General features: G+C 58.7%; 10 protein-coding genes and 2 pseudogenes. 9 read left to right on the plus strand and 3 right to left on the minus strand.

The features are described from left to right. Positions 1–100 precede the first annotated feature (100 nt). From HB778_RS39060 to HB778_RS39070, 3 genes are read left to right on the plus strand one after another with little or no spacing between them, the layout of a single operon-like run. A complete protein-coding gene (locus tag HB778_RS39060; protein ID WP_244662188.1) occupies positions 101–1,945 on the plus strand; it encodes a TerB N-terminal domain-containing protein in 1,845 nt (614 codons plus the stop codon). Next, positions 1,942–3,264 (plus strand): ATP-binding protein, encoded by a 1,323-nt coding sequence (locus HB778_RS39065; RefSeq protein ID WP_183465827.1) that lies wholly within the window; start codon positions 1,942–1,944, stop codon positions 3,262–3,264. Before HB778_RS39060 ends, HB778_RS39065 begins: the two co-directional genes overlap by 4 nt. Continuing rightward, positions 3,215–4,882 (plus strand): DEAD/DEAH box helicase, encoded by a 1,668-nt coding sequence (locus HB778_RS39070; RefSeq protein ID WP_183465889.1) that lies wholly within the window; start codon positions 3,215–3,217, stop codon positions 4,880–4,882. Before HB778_RS39065 ends, HB778_RS39070 begins: the two co-directional genes overlap by 50 nt. Before the next feature lie 150 nt (positions 4,883–5,032). On the opposite strand, the pseudogene HB778_RS39075 reads toward HB778_RS39070, so the two are convergent. Then, positions 5,033–6,374, minus strand: a pseudogene (locus HB778_RS39075) (IS1380 family transposase). Between the two features lie 195 nt (positions 6,375–6,569). Between HB778_RS39075 and HB778_RS39080 the strand changes: the two are divergent. Beyond that, entirely contained in the window at positions 6,570–7,127 is a 558-nt protein-coding gene (locus HB778_RS39080; RefSeq protein ID WP_183465829.1) for a hypothetical protein, read from the plus strand. A gap of 108 nt (positions 7,128–7,235) precedes the next feature. Further along, positions 7,236–8,182: pseudogene (locus HB778_RS39085) on the plus strand (nucleotidyltransferase and HEPN domain-containing protein). Positions 8,183–8,251: 69 nt separating this feature from the next. Here the strand turns inward: HB778_RS39085 and HB778_RS39090 are convergent. Beyond that, on the minus strand, positions 8,252–12,187 hold the full coding sequence (locus tag HB778_RS39090) for an AAA family ATPase (RefSeq protein WP_183465831.1): 3,936 nt from the start codon (positions 12,185–12,187) through the stop codon (positions 8,252–8,254). Between the two features lie 279 nt (positions 12,188–12,466). After that, positions 12,467–13,897 (minus strand): YecA family protein, encoded by a 1,431-nt coding sequence (locus tag HB778_RS39095; protein WP_244662190.1) that lies wholly within the window; start codon positions 13,895–13,897, stop codon positions 12,467–12,469. A 526-nt stretch (positions 13,898–14,423) separates the two neighbouring features. On the opposite strand from HB778_RS39095, the gene HB778_RS39100 reads away from it, so the two are divergent. The 4 genes from HB778_RS39100 (at position 14,424) to HB778_RS39115 (ending at position 20,683) form a co-directional block, all read left to right on the plus strand. Then, positions 14,424–17,453 carry an AAA family ATPase gene (locus tag HB778_RS39100; protein ID WP_183465833.1) on the plus strand — a complete coding sequence of 1,010 codons (3,030 nt, stop codon included), beginning with the start codon at positions 14,424–14,426 and terminating at the stop codon, positions 17,451–17,453. 29 nt (positions 17,454–17,482) lie between these two features. Beyond that, positions 17,483–18,751 carry a hypothetical protein gene (locus HB778_RS39105; RefSeq protein ID WP_183465835.1) on the plus strand — a complete coding sequence of 423 codons (1,269 nt, stop codon included), beginning with the start codon at positions 17,483–17,485 and terminating at the stop codon, positions 18,749–18,751. A gap of 544 nt (positions 18,752–19,295) precedes the next feature. Further along, on the plus strand, positions 19,296–20,132 hold the full coding sequence (locus HB778_RS39110; RefSeq protein WP_183465837.1) for a sigma-70 family RNA polymerase sigma factor: 837 nt from the start codon (positions 19,296–19,298) through the stop codon (positions 20,130–20,132). After that, positions 20,129–20,683 (plus strand): hypothetical protein, encoded by a 555-nt coding sequence (locus HB778_RS39115; RefSeq protein ID WP_183465839.1) that lies wholly within the window; start codon positions 20,129–20,131, stop codon positions 20,681–20,683. The genes HB778_RS39110 and HB778_RS39115 overlap by 4 nt, the downstream gene beginning before the upstream one ends. The last annotated feature ends 2 nt before the right edge of the window (positions 20,684–20,685 follow it).

Consider the following 20,685-nt stretch of genomic DNA (forward strand, 5'->3'; position numbering starts at 1 on the left):
GCCTCGATACGCCGCCCTTCTCAAACCGTCATCACCCAGTTTCAGCCATAGCTCCTGGCTTGCCGGGTCGCGATCCGATCCCGACGCCTATATCGGATACGTGTTCCTCTATTTCTACGGTCTCGAACGCCGCCTCATGTTGCAGGAAAATGTGCCCGACGCCGATGCTGTCGTTGCCGAGGTTCGCCGGCTATTGCAGGTGTACGGGGGGAATGGCTCATTCAAGCGGTATGCTGGTGAGCTGCTTTCGGCTTATCAGCTAAAATCGGCTCAGTTGCCGGAAAAGCTTGATCTGGAGGTCGAGGAAAATAGCTACGAAATCCCGATAATGCTGAAAGTCGCCCTCGGGATCCGGGTACGCAGCGGAGACGCGATCGAGCCCGACCTTTTGTTGGCCTACGTCCTAGCCGATCCCGAAACGAGAGTGCGAACGCCGGCGCGACGGGCACAGACGCTATTGCGACAGCTGTTCGCGGAAGCGGTGGAGAAGCAATATCCAAATGGCATGCGCGTTCCGGCCGCGGGAGTGCGAAAACTGAAGGTCAACTACCGTGCCTGCAGCGGAACGTTCGATCTTGAAATTCGCCCCTTTGGCGGCGACCTGCCGGACATCACAAACCGCGGCGAACCGATAGGCGGCGCACGCCGCATCTTCGACGACTGCACGGATCGGCTCGACGACTACAGCCGCATGCTCGGCCGTTCGGAGGGATTGAAGCCGACCCTTGCGGCTGTGGCTCAGCTGCCCTTGGGTTTGCGCGTCAAGAATTGTGAAGAGCTTCCTGGTCAGCCCTTAAGCCAGCTGCAAGAACTGTCGAATGATGGTGCGCTGATATCGATCCGTCAACTCGCTGTGTTGGCTGGGATGGAGCCCGACAAAATTGCCGCGCGGGCAAAGCAGAAGGACCTTTCCGGAATTCTGGCCGCCTTTGGCTATGGCAATACTGCCGATCCTTCCTTTTCCTTGAAGTCCGCAAAACCAGACGAACTGGCAATGGTCTTTGGCCTGGAGCGTGAAGCTGAAGCTAATCTCGAGCCCGGCGACCATTACCGCCCCATGCTGCTGTCAATCATGCTCGGCATGGTGATCGCTTTCGCCGACGGTCTCCTCCACCCCTTGGAGGAACGCAGGCTCTTCGGCAAGATTGACGAAGCGCCCGGTCTGTCGAGGGACGAGCGTGTACGCCTCAAAGCCGAGCTCAAGGTCTGCGCAGCCGATGCCAGCCGCGTAGCGGATTGGACCAAACGCATAGGAGACGTGCCTGAGGACCGCCGCGAAGACCTTGCCGATGAATTGGTGGCAATCGCCGTGGCAGACGGAACCCTTCACGCACGAGAAGTGTCGCAGCTCGAGAAACTGTTCAGGCTGATGGATCTTGACCAAAACTCCCTATATTTGCGATTGCAGGGGAGTGTTGCGCCGCAGAACAGGCCGCGCGACGGAAATGACGATCTTCCCCTGGTTATCCCCGCCGGGATCCAGCCGCCGAGCATTCCGGTGTCGCCGGCGCCTCCTAGAACACCTGCGACGCGCGTCGACGTCTCGCGTCTCGAAGCGATCCGACGTGAAACCCGGAGCACGTCCAGCGTCCTTGCCGATATCTTCCTGGACGAAGCAGAGCCGCCGATCGAGCTTCAGCCCGCGATCGAGGAAATCGAGAATGGGGATGCGCCCTTCGACGGGTTGGAGCGACGCTATGCGTGGCTTCTGTTGCAACTGATCGAGCAGGAAGCCTGGACGGCTTCGGATTTTGAGCGTTTGGTGCGCGGTGCCGATCTGATGCCGGGCGCGGCGAAGCAAGCATTAAACGATTGGTCCCTCGACCGCTTCGACGAACTGGTCCTGGACGGCGAGGACCCTGTCATCGTCAACGCCAGCCTGTTTTCCGAGACTACTCCCCAGTCTCCGTCGCTCACCGTCTCTGTCGAAGGAATGTCAGCATGACGACAAAACCTCCACCTATCAAACCAAGAGATCGAGACACCATTATCAGCGCCTTGCGTGCCGGTGTCGTGCCGCGCATCGGTCTCCAGCATATTCAGGTGGGGCGCCAGCGCGAGATCGAAGCGCTTATCCAGGACATAGAGCGGATCGGCAACGGCGGGTCGAGTATCCGTCTCGTCATCGGCGCCTATGGTGCAGGCAAGACCTTCTTCCTGTTTCTCATCAGGCAGATCGCACTTCAGCGCAAGCTCGCCGTCTGCCAGGCCGACCTTTCTCCGGATCGCCGCATCCACGCCACCGGCGGGCAGGCGCGCACGCTCTATGCCGAGCTCGCCACCAGTCTTGCGACCCGTACCGCTCCAGATGGAGGGGCCCTCAGAAACATTCTGGAAAGCTACATACAAAAGGCATCGGAACGCGCTTCCTCAAGCGGGACGACTATTGAAACTGCCATCAAGGAAGGCCTTGGCGATCTTCGCGAGATGGTCGGTGGCTATGATTTCGCAACCGTCATCGTTGCCTATGCGCGGGGCTACGAGGAAGGAAACAGCAATTTGCAGGACGCCGCGCTGCGTTGGTTGCGCGGCGAATACACGACCAAGACAGAGGCGCGAGGCGATCTGGGCGTGCGTACCATCATCGACGACGCGTCCTTCTACGATGGCCTGAGGCTGCTCGCCCGTTTCACAAGGCTCGCTGGTTTTGGCGGCCTGTTGGTCTGCCTCGACGAACTCGTCAATCTCTACAAGCTGCAGAGCGCCCAGGCTCGCAAACAGAATTACGAGCAGATCCTGCGCATCTTCAACGATGTCCTGCAGGGCACGACGCAGGGTATCGGTTTCATTCTGGGCGGCACACCGGAATTTCTGCTCGACACGCGGCGCGGCCTTTACTCCTACGAGGCCTTGCAATCCCGCCTTGCCGGGAACAGTTTTGCCGGCAATGGCCTGGCCGACTATTCCGGTCCGGTGGTCAATCTGCCGAACCTGACGCCGGAGGAACTCTACCATCTCCTGGAGCGGCTACGCGACGTCTTCGCGGCCGGCGATCAGGAAAAATGGCTGGTGCCGGACGAGGCACTCCATGCCTTTATGGACCATTGCGCCAACCGGATCGGCGAGGCTTATTTTCGGACTCCGCGCAACACGGTGAAGGCCTTCGTCGATCTGCTCGCAATCCTCCAGCAAAATCCCGGCACAGATTGGAAAGACATGCTCGGCATAATGGACGTCGCGGAAGATCGAGGCGGTGCAGGTGACCAGCCAATCGATGACGCCGAAGGCGGAGCGGACGACGAGCTTGCAACCCTCCGCATTTGACACGCTTTCCGAGCCCGTCAGGCGCTGGATTTGGCAGCGGAAATGGCCGTCGCTACGGGATGTCCAGGAAAAAGCTATTCCGGCCATACTCGCGGGCGGCGATGTCGTGATCTCCGCACGCACTGCCGCTGGCAAGACTGAAGCCGCCTTCCTGCCGTTGTTGACCCGGCATGCCGAGCACGCAGGCAGCGCCGATGGGTTCGCCATCCTCTATGTCAGCCCGTTGAAGGCGCTGATCAACGATCAGCACCGGCGGCTGGAAAGCCTGTTCGAAGGGAGCGGCGTCCTCCTGCACAAATGGCATGGCGACGTGTCGGCAGACGCCAAAACCCGTGCACGAAAGCGACCGTCGGGTGTCGTGCTGATCACCCCGGAATCGCTTGAGGCGTTGCTCGTCCGTAGGGGCGGGGAGGTTGCGCAGATGTTTTCGCGCCTCGATGCGGTGGTCATCGATGAGTTACATGCCTTCATTGGCACCGAGCGAGGCATGCAGCTGCAGTCGATCCTGAACAGGATCGAAGTGGCGACCGCGCGAGACCGCATCGATCGAATTGGGCTGTCGGCAACACTTGGCGACATGAGCCTGGCTGCCGAGGCGCTGCGGCCCGGCAAGGGCGCTAGCGTCACGATCGTGGAAGGCAAGGACGAGGGAAACGGGGTCCGTTTGCAAATCCGCGGTTACCTGCTGGACGGCACCGATCCAGGCGATCTCATGGCTGCCGCAGACAATAGCGATCCGCCGGGAAAGCCGGCCGAACCTTTTGAACAATCGACGGTCCCAGCGGCGCTTGCGTCCGACCTGTTTCGTCTGCTGCGCGGCCAGAGCAATCTCCTGTTTGCCGGATCTCGCGCCAATGTCGAGGTCTATGCCGACATGCTGCGTTCGATGTGCGACGAAGCGAGCTTTCCAAATGAGTTCTTCCCGCATCATGGCAATCTCGCAAGGGCCATGCGCGAGGAGGTCGAAGCGCGGCTTCGAGACGATCCACGCCCGACCACGGCGGTCGCGACCACCACCCTGGAACTCGGAATCGACATTGGCGAGGTGGAGACAATCGCCCAGATCGGGCCGGGTTTTTCGGTCGCATCACTTCGCCAGCGCCTCGGCCGATCCGGCCGCAGGGCCGGAAAGCCCGCAACGCTGCGCATGTTCGTCATCGAGCCTCCCATTGGTAAGGGGCGACACCCAATTGATCGCTTACGCCTGGATCTGGTTCAGTCGATTGCGATGGTTGAGTGCCTGCGGGCGGGATGGTGTGAGCCGCCAATGCCAGCTGGCCTGCATCTTTCAACGCTCCTCCATCAAGTGATGGCACTGATCGTGCAGACCGGGGGTGTAAGCCCGACGATCGCCTGGAAACTGTTGTGCGAGCGCGGTCCTTTCCGAGCCGTGGACAGGACGCTATTTGCCGAATTGCTTCGGTGCATGGCCACGCCTGAAAACCAGTTGCTTGAGCAGTCGCCGGAAGGCTTGCTCATGATCGGAGAGACCGGGGAAAAAATCACGGAATCGTACGAATTCTATGCTGTTTTCGCCACGGAACGAGAGTACCGGATCATTCACGATGCACGCACACTCGGCACCTATCCGCTTAGCCGCCTTAATGCACGGCGATAAGCTTTTGACGGCCTGAAGCGACGCTGTGGTCGCCGTTGCGGTGCTTTTCCACGCGCCTCGTCAGGCGCCGGAATTGCTCCGTCGTGATGGCAGGCGGGGGTTTGCAGGTTGCGGTCGACGGGTTCGTTTCGGGGCGTCTGCGCCCCATCGTTATGTCGCGAGTTGGGGGATGCGATCGAGGACGATGCGCAGGATGCGCTGGTCGGGGCACGATGTCGGCAGGTGCAGGCGGATTTGCGATTTCATCTCGACCACCCGCGCAGCGATTTTGATGAGGCGCAATCGCAGCGTGTCGAATTGGGCGACGGCAAAGCTCGAGCGCCTCGGCATCGCGGCCCGCAAGCCCCACATCAACCAGTAAGCACCGGCATGCAGGAATAGCCGGAACTGGTTGGCCGTCGCTCTGGTGCAGGATGTGCGGTCGGCGGCAAGATGCGTCTTCCACGACTTGATGTGGTTCTCGGCCGCGCCGCGCCGGCAGTAGACATCCTCGTAGAGCGCCTTGGCCTTCCCACCGGCAAGGTTGGTGACGACGAAGCGGGTATCGGCACCTTGGGCGCCGACCTCGACCCGCGCGATGATGCGCTCGACGCGGCTCCAACTAGCGGCGCCGTCAACGAACTCCTTGAACCTGCGGACCTTGCCTGTCTTGGCCGACGCTTCGAAGCGCGCCGTCGTGCTGGCCTCCAGATCCGCGACATGCTTGCGCAGGGTCGTGGTGGGCGCGAGGCCAAAGATGAAGTCGACGTCGTTGGCGCGGCACCAGTCGATGACCTGCGGGCTGCAATAATGGCTATCGCCGCGGAGCAGGATTCGAATGTTCGGCCAGTTGATCCGGATCGCCCGCACCAGACGGCGCAGGTGGGGGGCGGATCTCAGCCCCACTCGGCCGCTTGGCCGGTCGCAGGATCGCGCTGACGAACCGTCCCGCCCCATCGAACACTACGATCGGCTGGAAGCCGTATTCGTCATGGTGGGCATTGAACAGGCGAAGCTGTTGGCCTCCGTGCACAGCGTCGAAGGTGTCGTCAATGTCGAGTACGATCCGCTTCGGCACCTGCCGGAACGAGGCGCAATAGAGATCGACCATCGCCCGCCCCATCGCAACCAGCTCCCGCACGCCGGGCAGGTTCTCCAGCCGGCACAGCGTCGATTGCGACGCCAGATCCCGACCCGACGGCAGCGCATCCTGGGCCATCTTGAAGACCGGATCGCGGCGCAGCCGGTTGGCGTCGTTGCCGTCCTCGTAGCCGGCGGCAATCATCTTCATGCGAAAGCCGATCATGTCCGCCAGGCTGTGGACGACCTGGTCCGGGCAGCGCGGATCGTCGATGCAACGCGCCAGACGCTCGGCCACCCGCAACCGCTTTTCCACCTCGGCCAAAGCCAGAACGCCGCTGTTGGACGACAGCATGCCGCCCTCGAAACGGGCGACGACGGACTTGCCGCCGACTGATGACAAACCGCTCAGCGGCAGCGTAAGATCGTTCATGGTGGGTGTGGTCTCCGGGAAATGGTTCGGATCGGCTTAAGCAACCAAATCCTAAGTCATTTCAACGGCTTGCGCCACATCCACCAACCCTCATGAATTTTTCAGGTTAGCTCTCCACTTGCACGTGGCGAAACGATCATTTTTGCGGGGCGGCGCTGGCAAATCATCGAAATCGATGATCGCGCTCGGGTCATCATGGTCAAGCCGACCCGGGCGGGAAAGCCGCCGCATTTCAATGGCAAGGGGGCGGCCATCCACGATCATGTGGTGGCAACGATGCGCGCAGTTCTCGCATCCGATGAGGCCTACCCCTATCTCGACCCTGCCGCGAACCGGCTGCTGGATGAGGCGCGCAGTTCGTTCCTGGACCTGCAGCTGGATAGCAGTTCAATCATAGCGCATGGGGAGGGGGTCCTGATTTTCCCCTGGGTCGGAACCAGGAAGCTGCAGACGCTAACCCTGGCATTGCTGGCCCGCGAGTTCAAAGCATCGCATTTCGGGCATGCGATTGAACTTCAGGAATGCGAGGCAGAGAAGGCTATGGAAGCACTGCGGGATATAGCCGGTTCGCCGGCGCCATCCGGTGAAGAACTTGCTGCCCGACTGGCGCAACCGGCATTGGCAAAGTTCGACACGTTCCTGAGCGATCACCTAATGAGATTGGTCACAATGGTGGAGAGAATCAGCGCCAAGGACTTGCCCCTGATCGCCGCCAACGCTTTGGGAAATCAAACGACGCATGAAGTCGCATAACCTCCGGGATCGGTTGCTCGCACTGAGCTCTGACAGCCTTTCGCATGTGTCGAAGGCTGCTATAACGGACACGTCGACTCGCACCTGTGCTCACCAGACTTGACCAGGATGAAAACCAGCATCGATCATTTGCCGGAGCACAAGCAGGAGGAATTGGCCCGTGTGGTCGAAATCCTTCATGCCGAATTCGAGGACGCGCTGGCGGAAAGCAGCGCGGACTGGAAGAAGAGCGGCCGCATCCTGAAGATCATCCTGTTCGGCTCCTATGCCCGCGGTGACTGGGTCGACGAGCCGTTGACGATGAAGGGATATCGCAGCGATATCGATCTGCTGGTGGTGGTCAACAACAACAAGCTTTCCGATTTCGCCTATTGGTACAAGGCGAAGGATCGGCTCGACCGCGATCGCGCCATTAAGACGCCTACCAGCTTCATCATGCACAGCCGCCGCTTCGTGAACACGGCACTGCGCCAAGGGCAGTACTTTTTCACCGACATCCGCCGCGAGGGCATTGTCCACTACGAGCTTGACGAAGAGCCGCTTGCCGAACCCAAGCCGCTCACACCAAAAGATGCTTACGAGACCGCCAAGGACCATTTCGACGATCGCTTTCCAAGCGCCAAGATTTCCTTGATACCTTCCTGTATGCCCTAACGAAAGGCAGACAAAAGAACGCTGCATTTCAACTCCACCAAGCCATCGAGCACACCTATTCGACGCTGCTACTGGTGCTTACCAACTATAGCCCGCTATCTCATAAGCTCACTTTTCTGCGGGCCTTGGCGGAGGATCAGGATAGAAGATTGTTCGAGGCTTGGCCCGGAGAACAGCAACGCCATCGCGCCTGGTTCAACACGCTGAACGAAGCCTATGTGAAGGCCCGCTATTCCATGCACTACCAGATAACCGAGGAGGCTCTCGTCTGGTTGGGCGAGCGGACAACCGAGCTCCATAAGGGCGTTGAAGAGGTTTGCCTGGAACATTTGGCAAGGCTGAGGGAAGTGGCTGGCGCATACGCACAGGCGAGCGTTTCGACCGTCAAAGTCGACATGTGATACGAAGGCCGTGGGAGGTCGGCGCGAACTCAATGATCACGACGCTAGAGATTGGCCACAAGGCATACCCTAGACGTTGTAAAGCACGCCGACGATTTTCCGAGCGCCAACCACCGATGGAACCCCGTTTGCAGCCTTTCCAACAGAAAGGACCTGAGACGATCCCATCCCGCCTATGCTCTCGAACAGCCTGAGATGGGAAAGGTCGCCAGGAAGTGCCGAGCCCACCCGCTTGAAAATGCTTGATCCTTCATCGAGGAAGAGGGCAACGAGGGCGTCCTGATGATGCCCGAGGGTGTCGAGTTCGATGTGGTCTCCTCCAAGGACGACTTGCTTGTCGAGTGCGAGCGGCACGGCACTTTCATCGACCACACGGAAGGCGATTACGATCCGCTGCAACTCCCTGTTGGCGTCAACGGCTACGGCCTCTTCTGGGCCATGATCGACGCGCACCCTGTGGTCGAAAATGACCCCGACAACTTGGTGAATTGCTGTTTCATCCTCGGGAAGGAAGACGGTTTTTGGATTGCGGATGCGCGGGTCCGGTATCTCGGCAGTGAGCCCGATTAATCCACCATTTGCGCTGCGAACCAACCGGCGCGCGTAAATATCCTTGCTATGCCGAGCGATCACAAGCCGCCGGTCCGCGCTTGGCGTTGCGATGGACCTAACGATCGCAAGACTGCCAGCAGGTGCCGCGAACCCGAAGTTGGCCCGCCTGAGATAGTATGCGACGCAGCCCTCGAGAGCGCGCGTGTCGAGAATCTCTGGTTCGTCTTGGGTTCCTATAGCCGCCCGGTGCCGGGTAAAGGCCGCCAAGTCAGGACAGATGACGACTCGCGGGATGGCAAGCGAAGTAAAGTCGATCGCGGCAGGCGCCTCAAACTTCTGCTTCGCTTCTGGGGCGTCCCGCCGGCGCCAGCGATAGCATTCTTCACGCATGTCCTCGGCAAGCTTGATCAGATCGACCAATTGGCCAGCGCATTGCGCGACCTCACCAGCGGTGATGTCTAGTCGACGCCCGTGATGGGCCTTGTTCATCAAGGCCACCACTGCGGAATTGTCGCCCAGCGCAGGGTGTTCCGCGAACCGCCTGAAAATGCCTGAACCAAACATCCCGGCCGATCCAGCGCGCACCAATGGGCGCATTCGCTGCACGAAATCGGCGAGCGTGGGATTCGGTGTAGCCTTGGCCCAGGATGAATGGGCAGGATCGTCGAACATGTCCCCAAGCTGCGCCTCTAGGAACACGCGACATCCGTCGGCGAACTCGCGTGCGGACTCTTCTTCATTTTGGTCGGCATCGAAGTGCTTCTTGCGCTCAAGCAGGACGGAATGGGGCACGATCGTCCTGACACGGGGCTGCAGCCGTGTCGCGGGATGCACCGCAAGGTGCTCAACTCCTCCCGGAAGCTGGATTTTGGCGACCCGGCCGCTGAAGCGGGGATCATAGGACGTAACGATCACCTGCGCGCCCCCGCTTGCCAAGTTTCCGAGTGCGGCCGCCAGCCGCTCCCGGTTTTCGTCGTCAAGCAGCTCCTGGGGATCGTCGAGCACGAGGATAGTCAAGCCGCCGCGCTCCTTCAGCACGTGCTGCCAGAAGGCGAAAAAGAACGCGACCAAACTCGCCCGCAGGGCTGACGCGTTCGTGACATGTTGGGCTGGAGCCGCGACACCTCCTGCTTGGACGACCAGGTCCAATTCGCCTTTACGGCCCATACCGGTATCGACGAGTCGGTGAGCCGTATCGGGAAATGCGCCGAGATAGATCAGATCACGCCATGCGGCGGCGTCCGTTCGAAGGATTTTGCGAAGCTGGTCGACTTGCTGGTCAGCCAACGTTCCCAAATCAGCGAGTTGACCGAGCGCCGTGCTTGCCGTTGCGTAATTGGCAAGCCGGGTTTCAGCCGCCCGGCGCGTCGCGAAGTGCTTTGAGAGCCTTGCACACTGGGTCAACGCGTCCGATATCGGCTCGGCTGCTTTGACGATGTTTTGAAGTTCCAACAGCTTACCGGTAAGGGTTAGCTTCTCTGCAGGCTCCCCTTCCTTGGGCTTGCGCCCGAGTACGCGGGTGAGGACCTCCCGTGCCAAGGCATCGTTGTTCTGGCGCCAACGGGCAAAGCGGATCGCCCGGTCAAGCCGCTCCAAGGCCAGTTGAAGGTGGGTACACCCTGCTGGCAACGCGATGGCGATGGGATCATCCAACTCCGCGCGATTCTCGAATACCCCATCGAGGCTCAAGGCCGTGGGCGACTTCAACTCGCCAAGAATGCCTGCGAACGGTGCGAACGAAAAAGCCTCGTCAACGAGCGCTTTTCTCAGAAGGTCGCACGGATTTGACGGCAAGTCCGTAACCAACTCAGCGCGAAGCGCCTCGGGCAACGAGCGCAACAGATCGCCATGGGCATTTGCCGTCCAATGGGCAAGGGTTTGCGACAAGAGGTTAGCATCGGAAGCAGCCCCAGCTAGGTGCTGTTTGACCGGCTGGCCCGTCACAGGGTCAACGGCATTGGAATGATCGCCACCACACACGACGCACCGGTCTTGGTCGCGTGCTGGGTCCGGATGATCCGTCATCCAGGCCTTGATCCGTGCATACAAGCGCGTGCGTGCTGCGCTCGAAGGATTTTGCGCCAGCTCCTGGAGAGTGCGCGCTTCCGTCAGAATGGCAGTTAGCTTATTTTCGGCATCGCCAAGCTCGTCCGGCGTCAGTTTGCGGAGGTCGGCGAGCCGCGCGATTGACTTCAACGTTTGAAGCTGGCTGACACGCTCGAGCGCGCGACCGATATTCTCTTCGAGGTCGGAACGCAGTTTTGCATCGGCGGGATCGAAACGCCCGCCAAGGATCTCTTTCGCGGACTCGAACGCCGATGCCTTTGCGTCGTCGAAGTGCGCCTTGATAGTCTTAACCTCTTCTTCGATGGCCTTGTCGTCCGACGGGACTGGCACCGGTATGGGCGGCTCGAGCGCAGCATGCATCCGCAAGATTTTTTCGAGGTCGCCTTTGGCAACGTTGTAGTCGCCGTCCGCCTTGTCGCGTTCGCTGCGCTTAGCCTTGACGAGGTCTTTGTCAATCTTGGTTTTCGCGCGGCGCGTATGTGCGGCAAGGTCCACGAGCGCTGACAACCCTGTAAGCTCTGACACTGCGCGTCCCAATTCCGACTCAGATCCCAACCGAATGAGCGGGAGCAGGGCCGGCATGACGGTGCCGATGCGGAGTGCGATGGGATCGACCCCGAGCGCGGATAGATCGGGCGGCAACTCCTTGAGCTTGCCCTGAAGCGAGCGCGTTATGCTTCGGCGGATTGGAGGAAGCTCGACGCCGCCATCATCAACGAAGGTCAGTTCAACCCATGTATCCGCAGGCACCCCGTCCTTGTCAGGCCGGTACTCGTCCAGGAGTGGCATGGGTGTCAGCGACGATAATTTGTGCGTTGTTCGTTCGTCCGCATTGCCTATCCAGCAATCGAAGTCCTCCGGGTTTTCCGGCTCGCGCTGCGGCCGAAGCATCTGACCTGTGAGGGTCCAGATGACGGTATTGAGCAGCGAGGTCTTTCCGGATCCGTTCCGCCCTTCGAAGAGCGTGATTGGGGACGAGAACTCATGGACATAATTCTCCGGGGCTGCATCCGGTGTCCCAAACTTATGCAGGCCGGCGAACCGGTGGGCCTCCACCCTCTTCAGCCGAAGTCGTCTATTGTTCGCGTTCGCGGGCCGGGAGGGCAAGGCCTTCACAGCAGGTGGCGGTTGGGAGATCGTGTCCACGAGTTCTTCTGCATGCGGAGAGCGGACATCAGCACTCCAAGCCGCCGGGCCACGATTTTGGTACCATGCCAACGCGCTACGCGTTGCAGCATCAGGCAGAGAGAAGGTGCGCGCGCCTTCAATGAGAACTGGGATGCCTGCAATCAGATCTGCAACTAACGAGTCAATTGTGTGCAAATGCAGCGCACGAGCATTCAACCCATCCATGTTTTCGTCTGACCATTCTTGCGCCTGAGACATCTTCGCCAAGGTATTGAGGTAGGAGGGACAGTGACACTAGCGTAATAATTGGCCGATATCAGAAAAATGTGCCCTTGGGGGTTACCTGCTCCCCGCCTTGCAGCTCAGCTAGTCCTGTGTGCTAGACCGCTTCCCTCTAGTGTCTGGGGGCACCCCCCAACGGCCGTTTCTGGCGCAACTAGTCCCTTCAGCGTTAGGTCCTGTCGCTTTCAGGCATTGGCAGAATTGCCCTCTACGACCGACATGCCGCGCATAGCCGAACGGCAACTCCAGGAAATCTCAAGAGGGGGGGTCCTTGGGCTTCTTGCGCGCCAGATAGTCTATGATTGCGTTGAAGTTGATGCCAAAGCCGAGGAAGTTCGGCTGCAGCAGGAGGAAACTCGAGGCCGCCACAACGCCGTTCGGCGCGTCGGAATTGGCAGTCGCTTTGCCTGCAAGAGCATCCGCCACGCTTACCATCAGTTTGAGGCGCCGCTCGTTGAAGATCGGCTCGGATCGGGAAAGGTTCTGGAGTAGGTCCTTTGCGGCTTCGAGCCGTTCCTTCTTTCCAGATGAAATTGCGATGGTTGCGTAGCCGAAAACGAAGTCATCGAACTCGCGACGCTCTAGGGTCGTTCGGTCGACGGTGTCGATTTCCGACGCCGCACGCTCTGCGCCGGAGAGGTGAAGAAGGCATTCAGCAAGGTGTACCGTGTGTAGGCCTGGGCCGCGGAGGGCTATGCCATCGCGATAGGTTCGCTCAGCCAGCTCCCACTCCCCTGCATAGCGATAACTGTCTCCCATTTCGCCAAGGATTGCGGCCTTGCCGCGGTCGGTCCAGTTGTCCTCAGCTAGCAAGGCCTGGAACTGCGTGGCGGACTGTTTCAGAAGCTTGGAGTCGCGCTTGAGCGAGCCGAGTAATTGCAGGAGCGAACCGAAGAGATGCCGCTCATGGCCCTCGAGCGGGTCGCTGTCTTCAGTGCTCCGAACCATTTCGACGACCTCGAACAGTTGCTCCTCAGCTGTTTTCGTGTCGCCAATCAGATAGTATTGGATCGCCTTGCCTTGACGGTATTGCAGCTGGTTGCGGCGTTCCTGGCCGAGCTGGAGAATGCGATCCAGGATCGCAATTCGATCTGCAAATGACTGGCTGTCGAACTGCAGATCAACGAAGAGGTGGAGGATGTCCAGGTCGCTCTCGTCCTTCGTGATTGGCTCCAGCTTCGCTAGCTCACGGCGGGCTTCGGTGCGGTCGCCTTCTGGAGAAAGATGGTGGACGGCGCGGTAATATGTGATTTTTCGGTGCCACCAAGTGTGTTGAATATTCTCACGCAAATGGTTGAGCGCTGCCGGCCAGTCGTTCCACTTGCCCAGCCGATAGTAGAGAGCCGAGAGGCGCCCCACATAGTCTCCAAGGGCATTGACATCGATCCGCAGCAGCTTCAACGCCATGCCAGCTCTGGCAATGACTGGCGCCGTGTGCGATCTGTGCCAGATCGTATACTGCGTTACGTCAGCTCGTGCGGCGAGCAGCGCTCGTTCTTGCTGGCGGTCCTTCAATGCCTTGAAATAGGCCTTACCAATATCGAAGCCAGGTAGGCGGCGACGGCAACAATCCTTGAATTTCTTCTCCGAGGCGCATGGACAAGGTTCGCTCCACTTCGGCTTCCATGCTGGGTATAGTCGCTTTGTCATCGATCGGCCTTCATTATTTGCCTCGTTGATGGCCATAAGCTTGATGGACGAAAGAAAGAACCGCTAGGTCCCAAGCGAGTACCTGAACTTTTGACCTAAGAATAGCGAGACCTTTGTCGCTGCGAATGGCGAGTCCCAACGACAGAAATGAGGTGCATGACAGCCCCGTCTGCAGGCTCAAGCGGCATCACGATCAGATCTCAGTTCCCTCAGCGAGGGTGAACGCATCTTCGACGTCCACGCCCAAACGAATTCTAACGGAACGGCTTTCAATGCAATGTGACCCGCACGCGCGGAAGGATCGTCGCACTCCGGGCTGAAATGAAATGCTTCAACGCCGATTGGCCTAGACGGATCTCTTCACCCACCTATCGATCTTCAGCGAACCGCCGAAGTGCGTATTTCAATGAACTCACTTCGCGATTTCCACTAGAATGAGAATCTCAGGTAATCTTAACTAGCTCCCTCCCATTGACACGTCCCTTTATCAAGAAGACACGTCTTGGCAACTCTCGTGTAGCCGTCGTCTTGTTCGACCTGCCCACCAGCATAAAGGCATACCATGTCGGAAAGCGCGTTTCGATTTCTGCTGCAAAAGGACGCGCAGCCGTTTTGTCCGTCGACATGCTTTATCGTCGCAGATCCGGAGATCAACGATCGCAAGGTTTGGACACTAGAATTGGAGCGCCCCAAAGACGCTGAGTGGGTCTTGCAGATAGATGACATGAAAGATTGGATGCTGCACGGCAAAAAGGCAGTGCGGCAGATGTTCTACGACACGCAGAACCCGCGCACCCCCTTCCGGGAACTGGACCGCGACGAGGTCTTCCGCGAATATCTTCGGAAAATCCTTGAGAAGCTGCCACCGGAGTATCAACAACGTCGAAAGTACGCGTTGATGCCGTCGATCGCCGAAGACAAGACGCGCATTCGGTATAAGGAAGCAGTCGAAGCGGCAATACCGGGTGTCACAATCATCCCGGAACCCGAGATGGTGGCCGAGTATTTCCGCCTGTTGAAGCGCACTCTGAAGCTCGAGACTGGAGCGAACAACGTCATCCTCGTGATCGATGTGGGCGCCTCGACAGCGAACATGACGTTAGTCCTCAGTCGACGCGACGGAACCATCGTCGATATCGATTTGAAAGGCGATCAGCGTGATCTGCGCATCCGAGCGCTCCGCGGAGACAGCGTCGCAAACGCCGGTAGGTGGGTCGATTCGCATCTCGCCGAGGTGTTAGGTGTTTCTGAGTCGCTAATGGACAAAGACCGCGAAAATCGTGACCGGGTCCTTAGAGCAATAGAACATGCAAAGGTAAAAGCGAGCGAGACAGGAAGAGACGTCCTTGTCGAGATACCGTCGGCCGGAGCACCCATCTCCATCAGCCAAGCAACGTTGAAGTCAGCGTCAAAGACCCTGGCGGAATCGCTACGACCGCTTTTCGAGAATTTGTGCGAGCGTCTATACGACAATCAAACGTCGAGCGACGACGCGAAACGAAAAAGCGCGCCTCGTCTAAGCGAACGCCAAGTGACCTCTGCCGGCGAAGCATACCGTCTCATCGACGGCGTCTTGCTGGCGGGAGGAACGAGCCTTCTCCCGGGGTTCGAGGAAGCAATGCTCGCCTCGTTCTTCCCCGGGGAACACCGGCCGTCGGTGCTTCGCGTAGGCAGTTCCTTCGCGGTCGCGGCCGCCGCCGGTGGCCTTGCACACATTCTCCACAACTACGACCCGCCCCGGCTCCGTGAGCCGGATGGTCAAGGCGGAAATGTCTTGAGGCCTGCATTGGAATCGACGCTCTCGTACCCCCTGATCTTGGGAATTAAGCAGCCGGCGGAGCTCGAGCAGCAGGTAAGTGTGCTGGATCCCAACGACCCGTTCTTCGATGATGGAGGTATACGGCCTATTGAGAACCTGCCTTCGCTCGCGACAGGGGCGCGTCCGAAGATGCGGTTGGTTCCCGGTGGAGCGGCGGGTGTAGCGGCGCGCCGAGGGCGCAAGTTCAAAGCGATGGAGGTCCGCCAGTCCCCAGGAAAGATGCAAATCGAGTGGGATGCCGTAAAGCAGAGGGCGACCGTTCATTCCGATCAGGTGAACCATACCCGGTCAACGCTATGGATCGACGCTAACATTCTCCGGAAGCGTCAAGAAGAGGCGCTGAACCCTTTCGATGGTCCCGTGCCTCCTGGTGCGTTGGCGGTCGACGCAGCGGAAGACGTCATTCTCGATCTCGGCATGTCCAAAATCGTCGCATTGACGGCGGATCGTGGCTGGGTGTCCGCAGAGGAATTGGAACGCCTTGTGCAAGATGGACTCGATGAAGCGCAATTAAGCCCGCATTCCGGAAGACCAGATGAGACAGTAGAAGAGACGGTTGTCAGGGATGGTGCAGGCCCGAGGATGTCGGACTTGCCCGCCGACCAGTCATCTCATGCAGAAAGTTTGGATCAGACATCCATACCGGCGGCCACAGTCGGCGTGGAGCACGTCACCTATGAATCCAACGGGAAAGGTGCTGGAAGTCTCGGGGATGGCGGTAGGTCGATCGAACCCGTTGCCGTCGAAATCCTCGTGCCGACGGATTTCGCACGAGACGAAAGTTTCACTTGGGGCACGCGGATATCGGACGCGCAATTCTCCAACGCCCTTGAATCTCTCAGAGACGTTTTGAAGGGCGCCGCACCGCACCTAAATTTCGATGACATCGTCGTAACGCTACTCGCGCTCGCAGTACGCCCGGTTGTGCTGCTTGCAGGCCCACCTGGCTGCGGCAAGACCACGTTAGTTCGCACAATGGCTCGCATCCTTGGGGTGGAGACTGGCAAGACCTTCCATGAAATCGCCGTCCAAGCGCACTGGGATAGCGATAGCGTCCTTTTCGATAAGAACGGTCTGCTGTTTAATCTGTTAGGAGATCAAGCTCTTTCCCATATCGTCCTGTTCGACGAATTCAACCTCACCCGGCCAGAATACTATCTATCGCGCTTGTTCCATGCGTTAGACGGCGGCAAAGGCGTGATCGCACCTGACATGAAGATTGCGCCGTGTCGGGTGCTTGGCACGATGAACATCGATGACTCTTCGCGCCCACCGTCGCCGAAAGTGATCGACCGTTGCTTCCTTGTCGAATTGGCGCAGGTCCCATGGGACGTTGAGCGACCTGTCTGCCTGCCCGACTTCAGTACGATCCATCCTCTCCCGGGGCTCCCGCACGTGCCTGCCGATGATGCAAGTAGCGACGAGCGTATCGACTCGGTTCTGAAGGCTCTTCACGTCGCGGTCGCCGAAAACGACCTTCGGCACGACCTGCTTCCTTCCAGACGAGCGCTCGCGGACATCAAAGCGCTGCTCGGCCTCTACCACAGATTGGATCTGCAGGGCAGGGACCTTCTTAACCGAGATGATTTAGTGGATCGCGTTCTGGCAAGCCGTATATTAATAAAGTTATCAGGAGCCTTCGATCAAATCCAGCCGGCTCTCGACGCCTTGGACAAGGCTGTCGATGGCATGGAAGAATTGCAGCGGACACGTCGACGTCTGAAATTGGCACGGCAGCAATCCCGCCTCGGATTCGTTTCTCCGTGGCATTAGCAAAGTCCGAGATAGAATTCGCGCGTGTGATGGGCGACGACGGCGTCGCCGTCCAATATCCATGGGATCCGCATGCCTGGTACATCATACGCGACGACTGCCCATATCTAGATCTGCTTGTCAGAGGTTTTCCCGCCCAGGCCAAAGAGGGTCCGAAGCTCGAAGCCCTTGCTGAGGTGGCACCGGAAGGAAGGTCGTGGCAGCGTTGGGATTTGGGAGCAGAGCTAGCCCGCAATCGCCGCTTTGGTGAAGTCATTTTGCATTTGAAAGTCCCCAAGAACTACACGCTGCGTTGCTACGTCATCCCGACTTTGTTGTTCGGCTACCGCGATGTAGTCGCCATGATTGAGGACATTGAGTCCGAGCTGGACGTCTCTGCTACCTGGGATGTGATCACCGAGCGCCCGGACCGATCATGGAGCCGGCGACGCAACAGTGGTGGATATACAACCCCCACGGAACTGGTCCAGTTGGTCAACGACGAGCTGCGATCTGCACGCTCGATACGACGCGATCCGTTTGAAGAGTTGGGCCCTCGCTCCAAGCGCGACGTGCCGTTACCCGAGAATGCGATCGTCTCTCACTGGGCAATGCTCAGACACCGCCATCTCCAGCAATCCGCCGATTTGGTAGCAAAGGAGCTTCGATTGTTGAGGGAGAGAGCCGCAAGGAAGAATCCGGACGCGCGGCAAAAGAAGATCAATGATGAGATTGGCCGGCTTGAAAAGCTTGGCCTCAGTATGACGGAATTACGAGGTGTCATTTCCCTTCTCGGGAATGATATTGAATTGCTGACTAGTATAGATTTAGCCCCGGTATTCCAACGGGATCATCGTTTGCGCCAACTTCTTCGAGCATTCGCCCCCCGCGTTTCCGAGGCACTTTCCGAAGTCGAGTCCTCAAGGTCTTCATATCCCCCAGTCTATATGAACACCCTATGGGAACTCTGGGGAGCCGTGTGGCTGGCCAAAGAATTTCGAAGCTTGGGCTTTACCGGCACGTGCTTCGCGGATCCGGTCGACATGCTGAAATCTTGTTCATGGCAGTTCCAGAGGGGCGAGGTCGTTTTGGAGCTGGATTATGAAGCGGAGGCTGCTTTGATTGACTACGAGCGAATTCCGCCGGTCCATGATCGGGGAATGCCCGCTTTGGAGTGGGCTGCCCTCAACCAGAAATTCGACGAGGATCGTCCCTATTTCGGTTCAGGTCTTCGATGTTCGCCAGACTATTTGATCAGGATCACCTCGCCCGCGGGGGCGATTCCTGATGGTCGGGGACGCCTGCCTGGCGAGCCCTAAGCACCATGGAACGCCGCCGGACAGACTCGACACCAAACCCTACACGGTGGAGCATTACAGGCGCACCATAGCGTGGGCTGCAGCAGACCAGGTGGTCAGATGCCATCCGCTCGGCGGCTTTGTGCTGTTTCCCCCGCCGGCGGCAAAGTGGAGCTATCTTCAGCAACTCCCGGAAGCGTCCGACTGCAGTCTCCTGTGTCCGCACCCTCTAGAGCAGAATGAGGCAGGCGCACGGCTGGCCAATCTCATCTCTATAATATCGCCCGAGATCCGCCAATCATGAAAGATTGCAGCACAGACTGCCTGTACTGACTGGCGATGGCCATGAATTTCGGCACGCCCGCTACAATCACCCCGGAGAACCCCCTCGGCACAGCAGGTCCCAGCAGAGTACGCCGGGCAATATGAAGTTGGAGATGGGCGCTAAGGGAGCCAGAACGAGCTTATTTACTGCGTGAATGTCGATTGGTGCCGATCCTTGTTTCCAGGACTGAATCACGATTACCTTGGGAAGGTTTGAGTCGCATCGGACGCAGGACACAAAATGTCATGCCACGGCAAAAAACAAAAAGAGAACGTGACCTACCGCATTTTCGGATTGCAATCGATCGAGGAATTATCGGTGAAGAACTCTGGAGTTCCTGATGCGCCCGACTATCTCGTTCCACTCACACGAAAGACGAACGACGGCACGACATACTATCGGCGTCCGGAACTCGAGGCAGAGATCCGCCGGGCTCTGCTTCGCCCCATGCAGGAGCTGGTGTCTGGCTCAACACCTGCCTCCGACGAATGCCTGCTCTATTTCCTTCGCAACTTCCAGCCTAATGGCGGTCGCAGTCCTACGTACGAGTCCATCCTGCTCGAATTTCTCAAAAGGGTGGATCAGCGAGCCATCAAGCGGACAGGCGGAATCCACTCCGAACGACGCACGGAAATACGGGGCGATCTGCGGGTGTGGTTCATTGATAAGATCGCAAATCAGAATGACCTGCTCGACGTCTTTGAATTTGCCTTCAACCGCGCCATCAAGGGCAAGATCATCGACGCTATACGCCGCTATCAGGCCCGTGATGCAGCCGAGATTCCAGCGTCGGTGTTCTCTTCAGATGACGACGACGGAGATGACGACGGCAGCGAGGCGATTGCCGCGCGGTCGAACCTGCATCGGCGCACACACGCTGAGACGATGCTCGAACTGCGTGACGCACTTGACCAGCTTTCGGACAAAGAACGTCGCGCCCTTTTGGCAACGGAATATCTTAAGGTCGACCAGAAGGAGGCCGGTAGAATGCTTGGGGTTTCCGCTCGTCGAATACGACAGCTTCTCGAAAGTGCCTACGACAAGCTTGAGACGATGAAGAAGGGAGCTGAAGAGTGAGCCAGCCCGCCCCCGACCTCTCCGAACTATTGACTGAACTCGCTGCGACGACCGATCTGTCGGCCGAGGCCGTCGCCCACGCGATCGAAGCCTATCCAGCGCATCGCGAAGAAATCCTTCGCTTCGCCATAGAATGGCATGCCGGCGCTGAAAGCGACGACTCCAATGTTCCGCCGCTACCAGGCCCTGATCTTTCTGCTTTTGGCTTGGAACCAATCATCGATCCGTTCGCCGGCAGGACCGGCGCCGAACTCAATGCAGCGGCCGCGGCGTGTGACATTCCGGTTTCGATCCTGATCAAGCTTGAGCAACGATCGATCGAAGTCGGCACCGTCCCTCTGCTTTTATTGCGCAGTCTCTCGGCTTTTCTGGGCACACAACTCAATAACCTTCTTGGCTTCTTGTCACTCGATCCGACGTTGTCCACATCGGCGAGCTATCGATCGGACAAGCCGCCGGAGGTGGCGCCAAGAGTGTCATTCGCCTCGGCGATCCGCTCGACGAAAATGGATGAGGGTCAACGCGCTCGCTGGCTGGCTCTTATCGAATAACG

Source organism: Mesorhizobium huakuii (genome assembly GCF_014189455.1).
GTDB lineage: Bacteria > Pseudomonadota > Alphaproteobacteria > Rhizobiales > Rhizobiaceae > Mesorhizobium > Mesorhizobium huakuii_A.

What these genes read in the sequence shown, in the direction of transcription:
- HB778_RS39070 (WP_183465889.1), top strand. Translation starts at nt 3,215, where the DNA reads ATGACGCCGAAGGCGGAGCGGACGACGAGCTTGCAACCCTCCGCATTT.
- HB778_RS39080 (WP_183465829.1), top strand. Translation starts at nt 6,570, where the DNA reads ATGGTCAAGCCGACCCGGGCGGGAAAGCCGCCGCATTTCAATGGCAAG.
- HB778_RS39090 (WP_183465831.1), bottom strand. Translation starts at nt 12,187, where the DNA reads ATGTCTCAGGCGCAAGAATGGTCAGACGAAAACATGGATGGGTTGAAT.
- HB778_RS39110 (WP_183465837.1), top strand. Translation starts at nt 19,296, where the DNA reads ATGTCATGCCACGGCAAAAAACAAAAAGAGAACGTGACCTACCGCATT.
- HB778_RS39100 (WP_183465833.1), top strand. Translation starts at nt 14,424, where the DNA reads ATGTCGGAAAGCGCGTTTCGATTTCTGCTGCAAAAGGACGCGCAGCCG.
- HB778_RS39065 (WP_183465827.1), top strand. Translation starts at nt 1,942, where the DNA reads ATGACGACAAAACCTCCACCTATCAAACCAAGAGATCGAGACACCATT.
- HB778_RS39095 (WP_244662190.1), bottom strand. Translation starts at nt 13,897, where the DNA reads ATGGCCATCAACGAGGCAAATAATGAAGGCCGATCGATGACAAAGCGA.
- HB778_RS39105 (WP_183465835.1), top strand. Translation starts at nt 17,483, where the DNA reads ATGGGCGACGACGGCGTCGCCGTCCAATATCCATGGGATCCGCATGCC.